Below are 14342 nucleotides of genomic sequence, written 5' to 3'. Positions count from 1 at the left end.
GGGCAGGACGCCCCTCCGAACGGAGGAGGCAGGGATAGGTCGCCCTGGGGCTCGGGTGGGAGCGGGCGAACGTGTTGCCACTCTATGGCAACAAGCACCGTCCGGCAATGCCTGGCCTGGCCCCGTCCGGATCCCTGATCTATGGTCGGTCCCGCCGACGGTTCGCCGGCGCGGTCCCGGGAGGGGCCGGGCGGGCGAGGCAAGAGGGAACCCGGTGCGACTCCGGGACTGCCCCGCAGCGGTGAGTGGGAACGACCGCCGTCATGAGCACTGGGAGCGATCCCGGGAAGCGACGGCCAGTAGGACGTGCACCCGTGCACGACGCCCGCGAGTCCGAAGACCTGCCGACGGTGCGTGTGCCGGCCGGTGCACGCGATCCGTGGTCCCGAGGGAGGGCCGAGCGGACGACCGGGCATCGCCGTGCCCGCCGGACAGGGTCCGGTGTGGACGGCCGAGCCGTCCCGGTCGTGACGTCGCCCTCCCGCGAGGCCCGGGTCACCCCCACCGCGCTCGCGAGGAGAGAGGGCCGTGACGACTTCGTCCGAATCGGGCACCGCAAGCACCGTTCTGGGATACCCCCGGATCGGGCCGTACCGGGAGCTCAAGCGCGCGACCGAGGCGTTCTGGGCCGGGAGGTCCGGCGCTTCGGCGCTGCACGACGTGGCAGGCGGACTGCGACGGGACACCTGGACCGGATTGCGCGACGCCGGCCTGGGGCAGGTCCCGGGCAACACGTTCTCGTTCTACGACCACGTGCTCGACACCGCGCTCGCCGTCGGGGCCGTGCCGGAACGGTTCGCCGGCATCGAGGATCCGCTGGAGCGGCTGTTCGCGATGGCCCGCGGCCGCACCGGCGCCCCGGCCTGCGAGATGACCAAGTGGTTCGACACGAACTACCACTACCTCGTCCCCGAGATCGGGCCGTCGACGCGACTGGCCCCGGGGAGCCGCAAGGCGCTCGACGAGTTCCGGGAGGCGCTGCGCTCCGACGTCCTGACCCGCCCGGTGCTGGTCGGGCCGGTGACCTTCCTGCTGCTGTCCAAGCCTGCCGAGGGGTCGCCGGAGGACTTCCGGCCGCTGGACCTGCTCGGCCCGCTCGTCGAGGTCTACCGGGATCTGCTCGCCGAGCTCGCCGACGCCGGTGCCGAGTGGGTCCAGCTCGACGAGCCGGCCTTCGCCGCCGACCGCACCGACCCCGAGGTCGCGGCACTGCGGAAGGCCTACGACCGGCTCGCGTCGGCGCCGCGCCGGCCGAAGATCCTGGTCGCGTCGTACTTCGGTGAGCTCGGCCGGGCGCTGCCGGTGCTCGCGTCGACCGCTGTCGAGGGGCTCGCCCTGGACCTCGTCGCGGGCCGGGCGGATCTCGACGGGATCGACTCGGTCGAGGGGCTGGGCCGCAAGCGGGTGCTGGCCGGCGTCGTCGACGGCCGCAACGTCTGGCGCACCGACCTCGACGCCGCGCTGTCCGACGCGACCCGGCTGACCGGCGTCGCGGGGCGGGTGGAGGTCTCGACCTCGTGCTCGCTGCTGCACGTGCCCTACGACCTGGAGGCGGAGACCGCGCTGCCCGCCGACGTCGTCGACATGCTGGCCTTCGCCCGCCAGAAGGTCGACGAGGTCGTGCTGCTCGGGCGTGCGCTGCACGAGGGCCGGGCCGCGGTGGCCGACGCGTTCGACGCCGCGAAGGCCACCCGGGAGCGGGTGGCCGCGGCGTCCCGGCGCGACGAGGGCGTGCGCAGCCGGTTCGCCGAGCTGGGCGCCGACCACTACCGGCGGCCCGCGGGTGACGTGCGGGCCAAGGCGCAGCGCGAGGCGCTCGGCCTGCCCGACGTGCCGACGACGACCATCGGGTCGTTCCCGCAGACCGCGGAGATCCGCAAGGACCGCGCCGCGCACCGGCGCGGCGACATCACCGACGACGAGTACACCGGGCGGATGCGCCGGGAGATCGAGCGCGTGGTGCGGCTCCAGGAGGACATCGGCCTGGACGTGCTCGTGCACGGTGAGCCCGAGCGCAACGACATGGTCCAGTACTTCGCCGAGAACCTCGACGGGTTCGCCACGACCGAGCTCGGCTGGGTGCAGTCCTACGGCTCGCGCTGCGTGCGGCCGCCGATCCTGCACTCGGACGTCTCCCGCGCGGAGCCGATCACCGTCGGCTGGGCGACCTACGCGCAGTCGCTGTCGGACCGGTACGTGAAGGGCATGCTGACCGGGCCCGTCACCATCCTGGCCTGGTCGTTCGTCCGCGACGACCAGCCGCTCGGCGACACCGCCCGGCAGGTCGGGCTGGCGCTGCGCGACGAGGTCGTCGACCTCGAGGCGGCCGGGATCCGGATCATCCAGGTCGATGAGCCCGCGCTGCGCGAGCTGCTGCCGCTGCACGAGCGCGACCGGCAGTCCTATCTGGACTGGGCGGTGGACTCGTTCCGGATGTCCGTCGGCGGGGTCGCGGACACCACGCAGATCCACACGCACCTCTGCTACTCCGAGTTCGGCGAGGTCGTCGGGGCCATCGACGGCCTGGACGCCGACGTCACCACGGTCGAGGCGGCCCGGTCCCGGATGGAGGTCCTCGGCGACCTCGGGCCCGGGGTGCCGCGCGGGCTCGGCCCGGGCGTCTACGACGTCCACTCGCCCGAGGTCCCGGACACCGACGAGCTCGCCGGGCAGCTCACCGCGGCGCTGCACCACATCGGTGCCGAGCGGCTGTGGGCCAACCCGGACTGCGGGCTCAAGACGCGCGGTGAGCCCGAGACCGTCGCCGCCCTGACCAACCTGGTCGCGGCCGCCCGCCGGGTCCGCTCCGGCGGGGTACCGACCACCGGCTGACGCCGGTGCGCTCCCGTGGCGCCGGCCGGTACCGGCCGTCCCGTCCGGCGCCGCGGGGGCATCTCCATCCCTGACCGGGATGGTGATCACGGATCGGGAAGCTGCGCGGCCGGATCCGGCCGCAAGACTTCCGGATCCGTGATCAGAGCTGTTGCTCACGTCCATCTTGTCTGAACAGTTCGTCAGATGTAGCTGTATGTCGTGATCGCACGACGACGTGGCCGGTACGCCCTGGCCGCACTGGCCACCGCGACCGCCCTGCTCCTCGCCGGCTGCGGCGGCGGTACCGGTGGTAGCCCCGATCCCGCCGGTGAGCTGACGGTGGCGCTCCAGTTCCCGCCCCGCTCGGACTACGCCTTCGACGCGGACGACGGGGCCCGCCTCCAGTCCCTCGGCGTCGCCGAGACGCTGACCACGGTGGACGACCAGGCGCAGCCCGCACCGATGCTGGCCACCGCGTGGGAGCAGGAGGGCGACTCCTGGCGGTTCACCCTGCGTCCGGGCGTCACCTTCCACGACGGCACCCCGCTCACGCCGGACGCCGTCGTCACGGCACTGAGCTACGTCGCCGGGGGCGACGCCCCGCCGCGGGCGATCCGCGACATCGGGTTCACGGTCGCGGCGGACGGCCCCGACGCCGTGCGGATCACCACGGCCGAGCCCGACCCGGTCATGCCGCTGCGCATGTCGAGCGGCAACCTCGGGATCCTCGCCCCCGCCGCGTACGCCGGCGGTGGTGCGCCCGCGTACCTGCGGAACGCGACCGGCCCGTTCGTGCTGGACCAGGTGGACGGTGCCCAGTCGGCACAGCTCGTCCGCAACGAGCAGTACTGGGGCGAGAAGGCGGGCGCGGCCCGCATCACCGTCCGCTACGTGGAGGACCCGCAGGCCCGCGCGCTCGCCGTCCAGGCCGGTGACGTGCAGTTCGCCGAGGGCCTCCCGCAGGCCCAGGTCGAGCAGGTCCGCTCGTCGGGCGCCGAGGTCGTCGAGTACCCGAACGCTCGCACGGTCCCGTTGCAGCTCAACCAGTCCCGCGCGCCGTTCGACGACGTCCGGGTGCGGCAGGCCGTGACCGCGGCGATCGACCGCCCGGTGCTGGCGCAGCAGGTGCTCGGCGGCGGTGCGGCCCCGGCCGCGGACCTCTTCGGTGCGGCGGTGCCGTGGGGCGAGACCGATCCGCCGCCCGCGGCCGACCCCGAGCGTGCGAGGCAGCTGCTCGCCGAGGCGGGGTTCGGGCCGGAGAACCCGCTGACCGTGCAGCTGTGGACGTTCCCGAACCGCCCTGAGCTGCCGACGCTCGCGAACGCGCTCCAGGCGATGCTCGCCGAGGCCGGGGTGCGGGTCGAGATCACCGTCGGGAACTACGAGGCGCAGGAGCCCGAGGTCCTCGCCGGGAACTACGACATGTTCCTCAACTCGCGCAGCTACCTCTCCGACTTCCCGGACGCGGCGAGCACGCTCACCTCGGACTACACGTGCGAGGGCAGCTACGCCATCGACCAGTACTGCAGCCCGGCCTACGACGCGGTCGTCGCCCGGCTGAACACGACCGTCGACCCGGCCCAGCGGCAGCAGCTGTTCGCCGAGGCCGCCGGCCTGCTCACCACCGACGCCGTCGGCGTGATGCTGGTGCACCCGCTGAACACCGCCGTGCTGCGCGGCGCGACCGGGTTCACCCCGGACCCGCTGCAGATCGAGCCGATCCTGCCCCAGCTGACGCCGACGGGGTGATCGGGCTGGTCCTGCGCCGGCTGCTGGTCGTCCCGCCGGTCCTGCTCGCCGCGACGGTGCTGGTGTTCGCGCTGCCGCGGCTGGCGGACGTGGACCCGGCCCGGGCGGTACTGCGGGCCCGCTCCGCCGAGGCGGTGCCGGACCCGGCGACCGAGGCGCGGGTGCGGGCGTCGCTCGGGCTGGACGCCTCACCGGTCGAGCAGTACCTGCGCTGGCTCGGCGCGCTGCTGCGCGGTGACCTTGGGTACGGGTACGTCTTGCGGACCCCGGTCCTGGAACAGGTCGGTGGGGCGGCCGCGGTGTCCGGCCTGCTGGCGGTGCTGGCACTCGCGCTCGCCGCGGCCGTCGGGATCCCGGCCGGGGCCTACGCGGCGCGCCGGCCGGGCGGCCGGCTGGACCGGTTCCTCGGGGCGGGGACGATCGCCGGGGTCGCCGTGCCCGAGTTCGTCCTGGCGCCCTGGCTGGTGCTGGTCTTCGCGGTCGGGCTCGGTGCCCTGCCCGCCGTGGGCTGGGGCGGGCCGCAGCACCTGGTGCTGCCGGTGCTGACCCTGGCCGCGTACCCGGGCGCACTCGCCGCCCAGCTCGTCCGCGCGGAGACCGCGATGGTGCTCACCCGGCCGCACGTGCTCGTCGCCCGGGCGAAGGGCCTGGGCGAGCACTCGGTGCTGTGGCGGCACGGCGCCCGGCTCGCGACGACGTCGGTGACGGCGCTCGCCGGACTGTTCGTCGCCGGGCTGCTCGGCGGGTCCGTCGTGGTGGAGGTCGTGTTCGGCATCCCCGGCCTCGGGCGGCTGCTGCACCAGGCCGTGCCCGCCCAGGACCTCCCGGTGATCCAGGCCGGGACGCTGCTCGTGGTGACGGTCGCGGTCGTCGCCGGCGTGCTCGTCGAGATCGTCGCGACGCTGCTCGACCCGGTCCTGCGCTCGGCGGGGGACGCGTGACGGGCGTGCGGGAACGGGCCGGTGCCCGCCCCGGGCCCGTCCGTGCCGGCGCCCCGGTGCGGTGGCGCGCTCCGCGACGCCGGTGGCCGGTCGTGGCCGCCGGGTGTCTCGCCGTCGCGTTCCTCGCGTGCGTCCCGCTGCTGCTGCCCGACCCCGAGCGCGCCGACTTCGCGGGCCTGCTCGCCGGACCGTCGGCGGCGCACCCGCTGGGGACCGACCAGCTGGGCCGGGACCTGCTCTCCCGCACCCTCCACGGCGGACGCCTGACCCTCGGGCTGAGCCTGTTCGCCGTCGCCGTGACCGGGGCGTTCGGGACGGCGGTCGGTGCGGCCGCCGCCGTCACCGGTGCGTTCGGACGGCTGGTGATGCGGCTCGTCGACGTCCTCGCCGCGATCCCGGTCGTCCTCTTCGGACTCGTCGCGGCGGTGACGCTCGGACCGGGGACCACCTCGCTCCTGGTGGCCGTGACGGCGATCGCGTGGACGCCGTTCGCCCGGCAGGCGCACCTGCTGGTGCTCGCCGAGCGGGAGCGCGAGTACGTGACGGCCGCGGTCGCGCTGGGTGCGGGCCCGGTCCGGGTGCTGGTGCGGCACGTGGGCCGGAACCTGGTGCCGCCGCTGGGCGCGCACGCCTGCGTGCGGTTCGCGAGCACCCTGCTGACGATCTCGGGACTGTCGTTCCTCGGGCTGGGCGTGCAGCCGCCGACCGCCGAGTGGGGCGCGATGGTGGCGGAGGGCCGCGAGTACCTGTTCACCGCGCCGCAGGTGGTGCTCGTGCCCTCGGCCGCCGTCGTGCTGACCGCCGGGGTGGCCCTGTGGTGGGGACGGCGGTTCGACCGGGTGGGAGCCCGGTGACCGGCCGCGGCGGGATCCGGCTCGCTGCGCCGCCGGGCACCCGGCCGGTCGCCTACCGCACCCCGGTCGAGCCGGAGGACCACTGGAACCACGCCGTCGCGCTGTGCCTGCCCGCCGCGGACGCCCGGTGCGCGGCCCGGACCACCGTCACCGTGCTCGGGCCGGACCGCGACGCGCTGCGCGACACCGACCGGGCGGACGTCCTCGTCGACCTCGGTCTCGGCACCCCCACGGTCGACGCCTGCGTGCGGACCGGGGACCCGGAGCTGCTCGCCGCGCTGCGGGCGGCCGAGGGGCGCCCGCTCGACGGCGACCTCGTCGCCACCCTGGTCGCGGCCGGACCGCACCGGGTGTTCGTGACGGCCGTCGGACGGGTCGAGGTGTTCGCCGCGATCCCGCCGCCGGACGGCCGCTCGCCCGACGGCCCGCACACCCACCTCCTCCCGCAGCTCCTGCGGGCGGGGCGCACGCACGCCGCGACCGTCCCGGTGCCGGACGGGTACCTGCCGTGCGCCCACCTGTACCCGGCGCACCCGCTGACGGACCTGACGGGACGTCCGCGGCCGTTCGACGCGGACCGCCTGGCCGCGTTCGACCGGCTCCTGGAGAGGTTCGGCGACTCGGCGCAGCGGGACGTCACCGCCGAGGTGCTCCGTGCCGTCGCCGCGGGGGAGCCGCCGGGCGACCGTCCCGCGGCCCCGCCGGGCCGGGCCGCGCAGGCGGTCGCACTGCGGGTGCTCGCCCGGACCGGCACCGCCGATCCCGCCGTGCTCGACGCCTGGCGCGGCCGGGTGGCCCCGGAACCGGACCTGCTCGACCCCGACGGCGACCGCAACAGCGGCTGAGCCGGCGCTCACCGGATCCCGGCGTACCCCTCGCGTCCGGCGGCGCGGCGCAGCTCGACGCCGTCGAGGAGCAGCGCGACCTTGTCCAGCACGTGGTCCCGCGGGCCGGTCATGATGCCCCGGACCTGCTCGCGGACCGCGCCGTCGAGCGAGTCGAGGTAGGCCCGCGCCGGGTCGGACAGGTCGCCGGGGCCGCCACCCGGACCCCGTACCCAGCGGGTCTGGTGCGCGCCGTCGGCGACGACGTCGAGCACCGCGTCGGCGACCCGTACGGCGGCGGTCGGGCCGAACCCGGCGTCGTGCAGCGCGCCGACGATCCTCCGCAGCCGGTCGCCCGCCACCGCGCTGAGGTCGGCGCCGAGGTCCTGGATCAGGCCGGAGTACCGCAGCAGCAGGTCGAACGCGAGCTCCGCCTCCTCCTCCAGGAAGGGGCGCCAGCCGTGCGCCGGGTCGGGGAGCGGGGTGCGCGCGAACACCAGCGCGACCGCCGCCGCGGCGATCTCCTCCAGCCCGTCGACGTAGCGGTAGAGGGTGCCGGGTGCGACGCCCAGACGCTCGGCGACCGCACCGACCGACAGTCGTTCGACGCCCACCTCGACGGCGGCCTCGACGATCTCCTCCCGGGTCAGGCGCGGTTTCGGTCCCGGCCGGTTCCCCGCCCGCACTCCCGGTGTGATCGGCACCGCCGAACCGTACGGCACCCGGGATTGCAAATGCTATTCAGAGATAGCTAAGGTTTGCCTAATCAAGGCGCTGCGCCGCCCGCCCCTGCGATCTCTGTCGGGAGACCCCGTGACCGCTCTCACCGAGGAGGCGACCGCGCCGCCGGTCGCGCCACCGGACCCACGGGCCCGTGCCCGGGCCGAGTCCGCGGCGCTCACCGGGCTGCTGCGCCCGGTCGCCGTCCGGATCCGGGTCGCGCAGGTCCTCGCGGCCGTCGGTGCCGCGGCGGGCCTGGTCCCGTTCGTCGCGCTCGCGCAGCTGGCGGACACACTGCTCGCCCCCGGCCCGGTCGATCCCGGCGCGGTGACGGACACCGTGTGGCTGGTCGTCGCCGGGCTCGGGGCCCGCGGTGGCATCACCGGCCTCGCGCTCGCGATCACCCACTTCGCCGACGTCCGGCTGCAGGCGGTGCTGCGCCGCCGGATGGCCGCCCACCTGGGACGGGTGCCGCTCGGCTGGTTCTCCGAGCGTTCGTCCGGGCTGGTCCGCAAGGCCGCCCAGGACGATGTGCACGAGCTCCACCAGGTCGTCGCGCACCACCCGGTGGAGTGGGTCGCGGCCTGGGTGCTGCCGCTCGCCGGACTCGGCTACCTGACCTGGCTGGACTGGCGGCTCGCCCTCCTCGCGGTGGCCACCGTGCCGTTCTACGCCGCGGCCTACGCGTACATGATGAGCGGCTACACCGAGAAGGTCGACGAGATGCACGCCGGCCACGCCCGGATCAGCGCCGCCGTCGTCGAGTTCGTGTCGGGCATCGCCGTCGTCAAGACGTTCGGCCAGGCGCGGCGCGCGCACCGCGGCTACGCCGAGGCCGCCCGCGACTTCGGCCGGTTCTACGCCGCGTGGGTCCGCCCCATGCTGCGGATCGAGGCCGTCAGCACGATGGCGATCTCGGCGCCGGTGGTGCTCCTCGTGTCGTATGCGGGGGTCGTCTGGTTCACCGGTGCCGGCTGGGTGACCCCGGTCGAGGGGATGACGGGGATCCTCATCGCCCTCGTCGTCCCGACGACGATCACCGCGCTCGGGTTCGGCGCGCAGAACCGGCGCACCGCCGCCGCGGCCGCGTTGCGGATCCACGAGCTGCTGGATACCCCTGTCCTGCCGGTGCCGGACGTGCCGCGGGTGCCCGAGGGGCACCGGGTGGAGCTGTCCGGGGTCCGCTTCGCCTACCCGGGCGGCGCCGAGGTGCTGCGCGGGATCGACCTGGACTGTCCGGAAGGGACGGTCACGGCGCTGGTCGGGCCGTCCGGCGCGGGCAAGAGCACCCTGGCGACCCTGGTGGCCCGGTTCCACGACGTCACCGGCGGCACGGTCCGGATCGGCGGGACCGACGTCCGGGAGGTCGACCCCGAGGTGCTCTACCGGCACGTCGGCTTCGTGCTGCAGGACGTGCAGCTGCTGCACGGGACGGTCGCCGGCAACGTGCGGCTCGGCCGCCCCGGCGCGTCCGACGAGGACCTGCACGCCGCCTGCCGGGCCGCCCGCATCGACGACCGGGTCCGGGCGCTGCCACGTGGCTACGACTCGGTCGTCGGGGAGGACGCGCTGCTCTCCGGCGGTGAGGCGCAGCGGGTGTCGATCGCCCGCGCGCTGCTTGCCGACACCCCGGTCCTGGTGCTCGACGAGGCGACCGCCTTCGCCGATCCTGAGTCGGAGGCCGAGATCCAGGACGCGCTGTCCGAGCTCGCCCGCGGGCGCACCGTGATCGTCGTGGCGCACCGGCTGTCGACGATCACCGGTGCCGACCGGATCGCCGTGGTCGACACCGGCCGGATCGTCGAGTCCGGCACGCACGACGAGCTGGTCGCCCGCGGCGGGCGCTACGCCGCGATGTGGGCCGCCCACCGGGCGGGGGAGGACGTCCGATGATCGCCGACCTGCTGCTGATCCTGGGCCCGGAGCACCGCCGCCGGCTGTTCGCCTACCTGGCCTGGGTCACCGGGTTCGGGGTGCTCCAGGGCGTCGCGACGGTCCTGCTGGTGCCCTTCCTGGAGGCCCTGCTCGCCGGGGACACCGCCGGCGCGCTCGCCTGGACCGGCGTGCTGCTCGTCGCGGCCGCCGGCGCGTGCGTCGTGTACTACGTGCAGGCCATGGCGGGGTTCGGCGTCGCGCTCGTCGTCCTCACGACGATGCACGAGCGGCTCGGTGACCACGTGTCGTCGCTGCCGCTGGGGTGGTTCTCCTCCGAGCGGGTCGGGCGGCTGTCCCGGATCGCCACCGGCGGCACGACGATGGTGGCCGGCCTGTTCGCGCACCTGCTCACCCCGCTGGTCGTGGCGATCGTGACCCCGGCGACGATCGTGCTCGCGATGCTGCTGTTCGACTGGCGGCTCGCGCTGGCGGCCCTGGTCTGCGTCCCGCTGCTGTGGCTCGCGTTCCGGCTCGCCGCGACCTGGGTCGGCCGCGGCGACGCGCTCGACGACGCGGCGGCCGTCGACGCCGGGAACCGGGTCGTCGAGTTCGCGCGGGCCCAGCGTGTGCTCCGGGCGTTCGGCCGCGGCGCGGCCGGGTACCGGCCGCTGGAGGACGCGATCGAGGCCCAGCGGCGCGCCGGGCACCGGTCGGTCTGGCTGGCGACCGGCGGCATCGTCGCCGGCGGGTTCGCCGTCCAGGTCGCGTTCAGCGCGCTGATCCTCACCGGCGCCTACCTGGTGCTCGGTGGCTCGCTCGACGCCGTCCGGATGGTCGCGCTGGTGGCGCTGGCCGCCCGGTTCACCGGGCCGCTCGCCGAGGTCGGGGACTACGCGGGCGTCGTCCGGATCGCCCGCAACGACCTCGCCCGGCTGGTCGCGGTGCTGACCGAGGAACCGCTGCCCGAACCGGAGGTCCCGGCGGGCCGCCCCGAGCGCGGCGCGGTCGAGCTGGACCGGGTGAGCTTCGGCTACGACCCCGCGCACCCGGTCCTGCGGGAGGTGTCGCTGCGGATCCCGCCCCGCTCGACCGTCGCGCTGGTCGGTGCCTCCGGCTCCGGGAAGACGACGGTGACCCGGCTGATCGCTCGGTTCTGGGACACCGGCTCGGGCACCGTCCGGGTCGGCGGGGCCGACGTGCGCGACCAGACCACCGAGGACCTGATGGCCCAGCTGGCGCTGGTCTTCCAGGACGTCTACCTGTTCGACGGGACGCTGGAGGACAACGTCCGGCTCGGACGGCCCGGCGCGAGCGCGGCGGACCTCGCCGAGGCGGCCCGCCTCGCCGGGGTCACCGAGATCGTCGAGCGGCTGCCCGACGGCTGGGCGACCCGGGTCGGGGAGGGCGGCACCTCGCTGTCCGGCGGCGAGCGCCAGCGCGTGTCGATCGCGCGGGCGCTGCTGAAGGACGCCGACGTCGTCCTGCTCGACGAGGCCACGGCCGCGCTGGACCCGGAGAACGAGCGGTTCTTCACCGGGTCGATGCGGGTCCTGGCGGAGCGCAGCACGGTGCTGGTGATCGCCCACCGGCTCCCGACCGTCGTCGCCGCGGACCGGATCGTCGTGCTCCACGACGGCGGCGTCGCCGAGTCGGGGACGCACGCCGAACTGCTCGCCCGCGGTGGCCGCTACGCCGCGTTCTGGGAGTCCCGCCGCCGCGCCCGTGGCTGGCGGCTCGTCTCGACGGAGGAGAACCCGTGACCCAGCCCCTCCCGCCCTACGTGCTCGGCCGCGTGACCGGCGTCGAGCCCCTGACCCCGCGGATGCGGCGCATCACGCTGTCCGCCGACGACTGGCTGGGCGCCCGCGAGGTCGCGCCGGACCAGCAGGTGAAGCTCGGCGGCGTCCCCGAGATCCCCGGAGCCCCGGAGGACGGCAGCGGCGTGGCGGGCTGGTACGCGCGCTACCTCGCCGTCCCCGAGGAGCGGCGGCCCTGGATGCGGTCCTACACGGTGCGCACGCTGGACCCGGAGCACGGCCGATGGTGATCGACTTCGTGCTGCACGACGACGGCACGCACGGTCCGCACGGCACGGACGACGCCGGGCCGGCGAGCCGGTGGGCGGCCCGCGCCGCGATCGGCGACGTCGTCGGGGTGCTCGGACCGGCCGTCGCCGGCTACCGGACGCCGTCGGAGCAGCCGGTCCGGCTGTTCGCCGGGGACGAGACCGCGCTGCCGGCGATCGCGGCCTCGCTGGAGGCGCTGCCCGCGGGTGTGCGCGCGGTCGCCGTCGTCGAGGTCGCCGGCCCGGCCGAGGAACAGCGGCTGGACTCGCCCGCCGAGCTGGCCGTGCACTGGGTGCACCGGCCGTCGTCGCTGCTCGACGCGGTGCGCGCGGCCGAGCTGCCCGACGGCGAGGTCTTCGCCTGGGTGGCGGGGGAGGCGTCGTCGGTGCGGGCGGTGCGCAGGCACCTCGTCGGTGATCGCGGGCTGGACAAGCGGGCGGTCGCCTTCACCGGCTACTGGCGTCGCGACCTCACCCAGGACGACGCCCCGACGGCGCAGGACGTCGCCGACGCGAACGAGCAGATGGGGGAATCGAGTCACCCCGCGTAATGATCGCCAGGTGAGATCCGTCATCAATTCAGATGACGCTATCTCTTGTTAAGGCCAGGCTAACTTCATAAGTTCGTCGCATCAGCGAAGAATGCGAAGGAGGCCCGAAGATGCCGGGTTCATCGACTGCGCGCGCGCTCGCGGCAGCGTCGCTCGCCGTCCTGCTGGGACTGGTGGCGGGATGCGGGTCCGGTGGCGGGGGCGGCGACGCCGAGGCATCCGGGCCCCGGACCATCACGACCGACCGGGGGCCGCTGGAGGTCCCGTCGGCGCCGCAGCGCGTCGTCAACCTCAACGGCGGCCTCGCGAGCTACCTGTACGCGCTCGACGTCCCGCCGGTCGCGACCGACACCCGGGTCCTCGGTGTCACGAACTTCGACGGCGGGTTCCCGCCGGCCTGGGCCGACCGGGCCCGTGAGGCGGGCACCGAGCAGCTGCCCGCCGGGGACTCGCTCAGCATCGAGGCCGTCGCGGCCGCCCAGCCGGACCTGATCATCGGTGGTGGCCAGGGCATCACCGCGGTCCAGGCCATGCAGGCCTACGACCAGCTCGCGGCGATCGCGCCGACCGTGCTGGTGCCGCGCACCCTGACCGGCTGGCAGGACCAGCTGGACGCCGTCGCCGACGCGGTGAACAAGGCGGACGCCGTCCCGGCCCTGCTGGACCAGTACCAGGCCAAGCTGGACGAGGTGAAGGGCCAGGTCACGCCCCCGGCCGGCGAGACCGTCTACATCGGGTCGTTCGCCTCGGAGAAGCTCTACCTGATCCCGTCGACCGCGGCGCTGCCCGCACTCGGCCAGGACCTCGGCGTGACCCCGTCCGACGTCGTCGCGAAGGTGCCGGACGCCCGGCTCGCCAGCACCGGCGACTCGATGGAGGTCAGCCCCGAGCTCCTGAGCGAGGTCGCGAACGCGCCGAACGCCATCGTGGTCGACAGCGGCGGGAGGTCCCTCGACGAGCTGAAACAGGACCCGAACTTCGCCCAGCTGCCCGCATTCCGGTCCGGCAACGTCTGGGAGCTCCCGGCGACCAGCTACCGCCCCGACTTCGACGGCGTGCTGTCCACCCTGGACGAGTTCGGGCAGATCTTCCCGCGGCAGGGCGGCTGACCGTGGCCGCGTCCGCAGCACTCGTGACCGGCGGGGCCCGGGGCATCGGTGCGGCCGTGGCGGCCGCGCTGGCCGCCGACGGACGTCCGGTGGCCCTGCTCGACCGTGATCCCGCGGTGCGGGACACCGCGGCCGGGCTCACCGGCCCGGCCGCGCTCGGCCTGGTCGCCGACGCCGACGCCGGCGCCGTCGACCGCGCCGTCGGCGAGGCGGAGCGCGAGCTCGGCCCGCTCGGCGTGCTGGTCAACGCCGCCGGTGTGCTGCGGACCGGGACGGTGCTCGACGCGGACGCCGACGACCTCGCGACCTGCCTGGCGGTCAACACCACCGGGGTGTGGAACACCGGGCGGGCCGCGGGCCGGCGGATGTACGGCCGCGGGTCCGGGTCGATCGTCACGGTCGCCTCGGACGCGTCCCGTACCCCGCGGACCGGGATGGCCGCCTACGCGGCGTCCAAGGCCGCGTCGGTGTCCCTGACCCGCACCCTGGGTCTCGAGCTGGCGCCGCACGTCCGCTGCAACGTCGTGTGTCCCGGTGCCACGGACACGGCCATGCAGCGGGCCCTCTGGCCGGACCCGTCCGACGACGGCGGGGCCACCGCCGTCGTCGCGGGTGCACCGGAGCGCTACCGCCTCGGCATCCCGCTCGGCCGCATCGCCGACCCCGGCGACGTCGCGGCCGCCGTGCTGTTCCTCGCGGGCGACGGCGCCCGGCACGTCACCATGCAGTCCCTGACCGTCGACGGCGGCGCGAGCCTCGGTCTCTGAGCCACGAGACGGGCCGGTACCCGGCCCCGACGAGACGCCACCCTCCGCCGCCCGGCGACGACCGGAAGGAAAC

At 75.2% G+C, this 14342-nt stretch carries 12 protein-coding genes and 1 riboswitch; of the genes, 11 read left to right on the top strand and 1 reads right to left on the bottom strand.

The genetic code is table 11. The features are described from left to right. Positions 1 to 201: 201 nt before the first annotated feature. Positions 202 to 343: riboswitch (cobalamin riboswitch) on the top strand. Between the two features lie 185 nt (positions 344 to 528). The 5 genes from metE to Ae150APs1_RS13830 all read left to right on the top strand — a co-directional run bounded on the left by metE (position 529) and on the right by Ae150APs1_RS13830 (position 7203). Continuing rightward, the gene (gene metE, locus Ae150APs1_RS13850; protein ID WP_075297981.1) at positions 529 to 2832 is read left to right on the top strand and encodes a 5-methyltetrahydropteroyltriglutamate--homocysteine S-methyltransferase; all 2304 of its coding nucleotides are present in this window, start codon (positions 529 to 531) and stop codon (positions 2830 to 2832) included. A 201-nt stretch (positions 2833 to 3033) separates the two neighbouring features. Beyond that, a complete protein-coding gene (locus tag Ae150APs1_RS13845; protein ID WP_075297979.1) occupies positions 3034 to 4563 on the top strand; it encodes an ABC transporter substrate-binding protein in 1530 nt (509 codons plus the stop codon). Next, positions 4560 to 5504, top strand: coding sequence for an ABC transporter permease (locus tag Ae150APs1_RS13840; protein ID WP_075297977.1), 945 nt, complete (start codon positions 4560 to 4562; stop codon positions 5502 to 5504). The genes Ae150APs1_RS13845 and Ae150APs1_RS13840 overlap by 4 nt, the downstream gene beginning before the upstream one ends. A gap of 92 nt (positions 5505 to 5596) precedes the next feature. Then, on the top strand, positions 5597 to 6358 hold the full coding sequence (locus Ae150APs1_RS13835; protein WP_075297975.1) for an ABC transporter permease: 762 nt from the start codon (positions 5597 to 5599) through the stop codon (positions 6356 to 6358). Beyond that, positions 6355 to 7203: a hypothetical protein gene (locus Ae150APs1_RS13830; protein ID WP_075297973.1), complete on the top strand. Its 849-nt coding sequence runs from the start codon at positions 6355 to 6357 to the stop codon at positions 7201 to 7203. Before Ae150APs1_RS13835 ends, Ae150APs1_RS13830 begins: the two co-directional genes overlap by 4 nt. A gap of 8 nt (positions 7204 to 7211) precedes the next feature. On the opposite strand, the gene Ae150APs1_RS13825 is transcribed toward Ae150APs1_RS13830, so the two are convergent. After that, positions 7212 to 7886, bottom strand: coding sequence for a TetR/AcrR family transcriptional regulator (locus Ae150APs1_RS13825; protein WP_162097263.1), 675 nt, complete (start codon positions 7884 to 7886; stop codon positions 7212 to 7214). A gap of 109 nt (positions 7887 to 7995) precedes the next feature. On the opposite strand from Ae150APs1_RS13825, the gene Ae150APs1_RS13820 reads away from it, so the two are divergent. From Ae150APs1_RS13820 to Ae150APs1_RS13800, 6 genes are all read left to right on the top strand, one after another. Next, complete coding sequence (locus Ae150APs1_RS13820; RefSeq protein WP_075297971.1) at positions 7996 to 9795, top strand: ABC transporter ATP-binding protein; 1800 nt, start codon at positions 7996 to 7998, stop codon at positions 9793 to 9795. Further along, positions 9792 to 11537, top strand: coding sequence for an ABC transporter ATP-binding protein (locus tag Ae150APs1_RS13815; protein ID WP_075297969.1), 1746 nt, complete (start codon positions 9792 to 9794; stop codon positions 11535 to 11537). Before Ae150APs1_RS13820 ends, Ae150APs1_RS13815 begins: the two co-directional genes overlap by 4 nt. Next, entirely contained in the window at positions 11534 to 11824 is a 291-nt protein-coding gene (locus Ae150APs1_RS33595; RefSeq protein WP_249266336.1) for a siderophore-interacting protein, read from the top strand. Before Ae150APs1_RS13815 ends, Ae150APs1_RS33595 begins: the two co-directional genes overlap by 4 nt. After that, entirely contained in the window at positions 11818 to 12393 is a 576-nt protein-coding gene (locus tag Ae150APs1_RS13810; protein ID WP_249266335.1) for a siderophore-interacting protein, read from the top strand. The genes Ae150APs1_RS33595 and Ae150APs1_RS13810 overlap by 7 nt, the downstream gene beginning before the upstream one ends. A gap of 110 nt (positions 12394 to 12503) precedes the next feature. Then, complete coding sequence (locus Ae150APs1_RS13805) at positions 12504 to 13502, top strand: ABC transporter substrate-binding protein (protein ID WP_075297967.1); 999 nt, start codon at positions 12504 to 12506, stop codon at positions 13500 to 13502. Positions 13503 to 13504: 2 nt separating this feature from the next. Then, on the top strand, positions 13505 to 14269 hold the full coding sequence (locus Ae150APs1_RS13800) for an SDR family NAD(P)-dependent oxidoreductase (RefSeq protein ID WP_249266333.1): 765 nt from the start codon (positions 13505 to 13507) through the stop codon (positions 14267 to 14269). Positions 14270 to 14342 lie beyond the last annotated feature (73 nt).

Source organism: Pseudonocardia sp. Ae150A_Ps1 (assembly GCF_001932315.1).
Taxonomy (GTDB): domain Bacteria; phylum Actinomycetota; class Actinomycetes; order Mycobacteriales; family Pseudonocardiaceae; genus Pseudonocardia.
This window is presented reverse-complemented; position numbering and strand designations above follow the sequence as displayed.

Coding starts and splice junctions, on each gene's coding strand:
- Ae150APs1_RS13815 (WP_075297969.1), top strand. CDS start 9,792: ATGATCGCCGACCTGCTGCTGATCCTGGGCCCGGAGCACCGCCGCCGG.
- Ae150APs1_RS13810 (WP_249266335.1), top strand. CDS start 11,818: ATGGTGATCGACTTCGTGCTGCACGACGACGGCACGCACGGTCCGCAC.
- Ae150APs1_RS13805 (WP_075297967.1), top strand. CDS start 12,504: ATGCCGGGTTCATCGACTGCGCGCGCGCTCGCGGCAGCGTCGCTCGCC.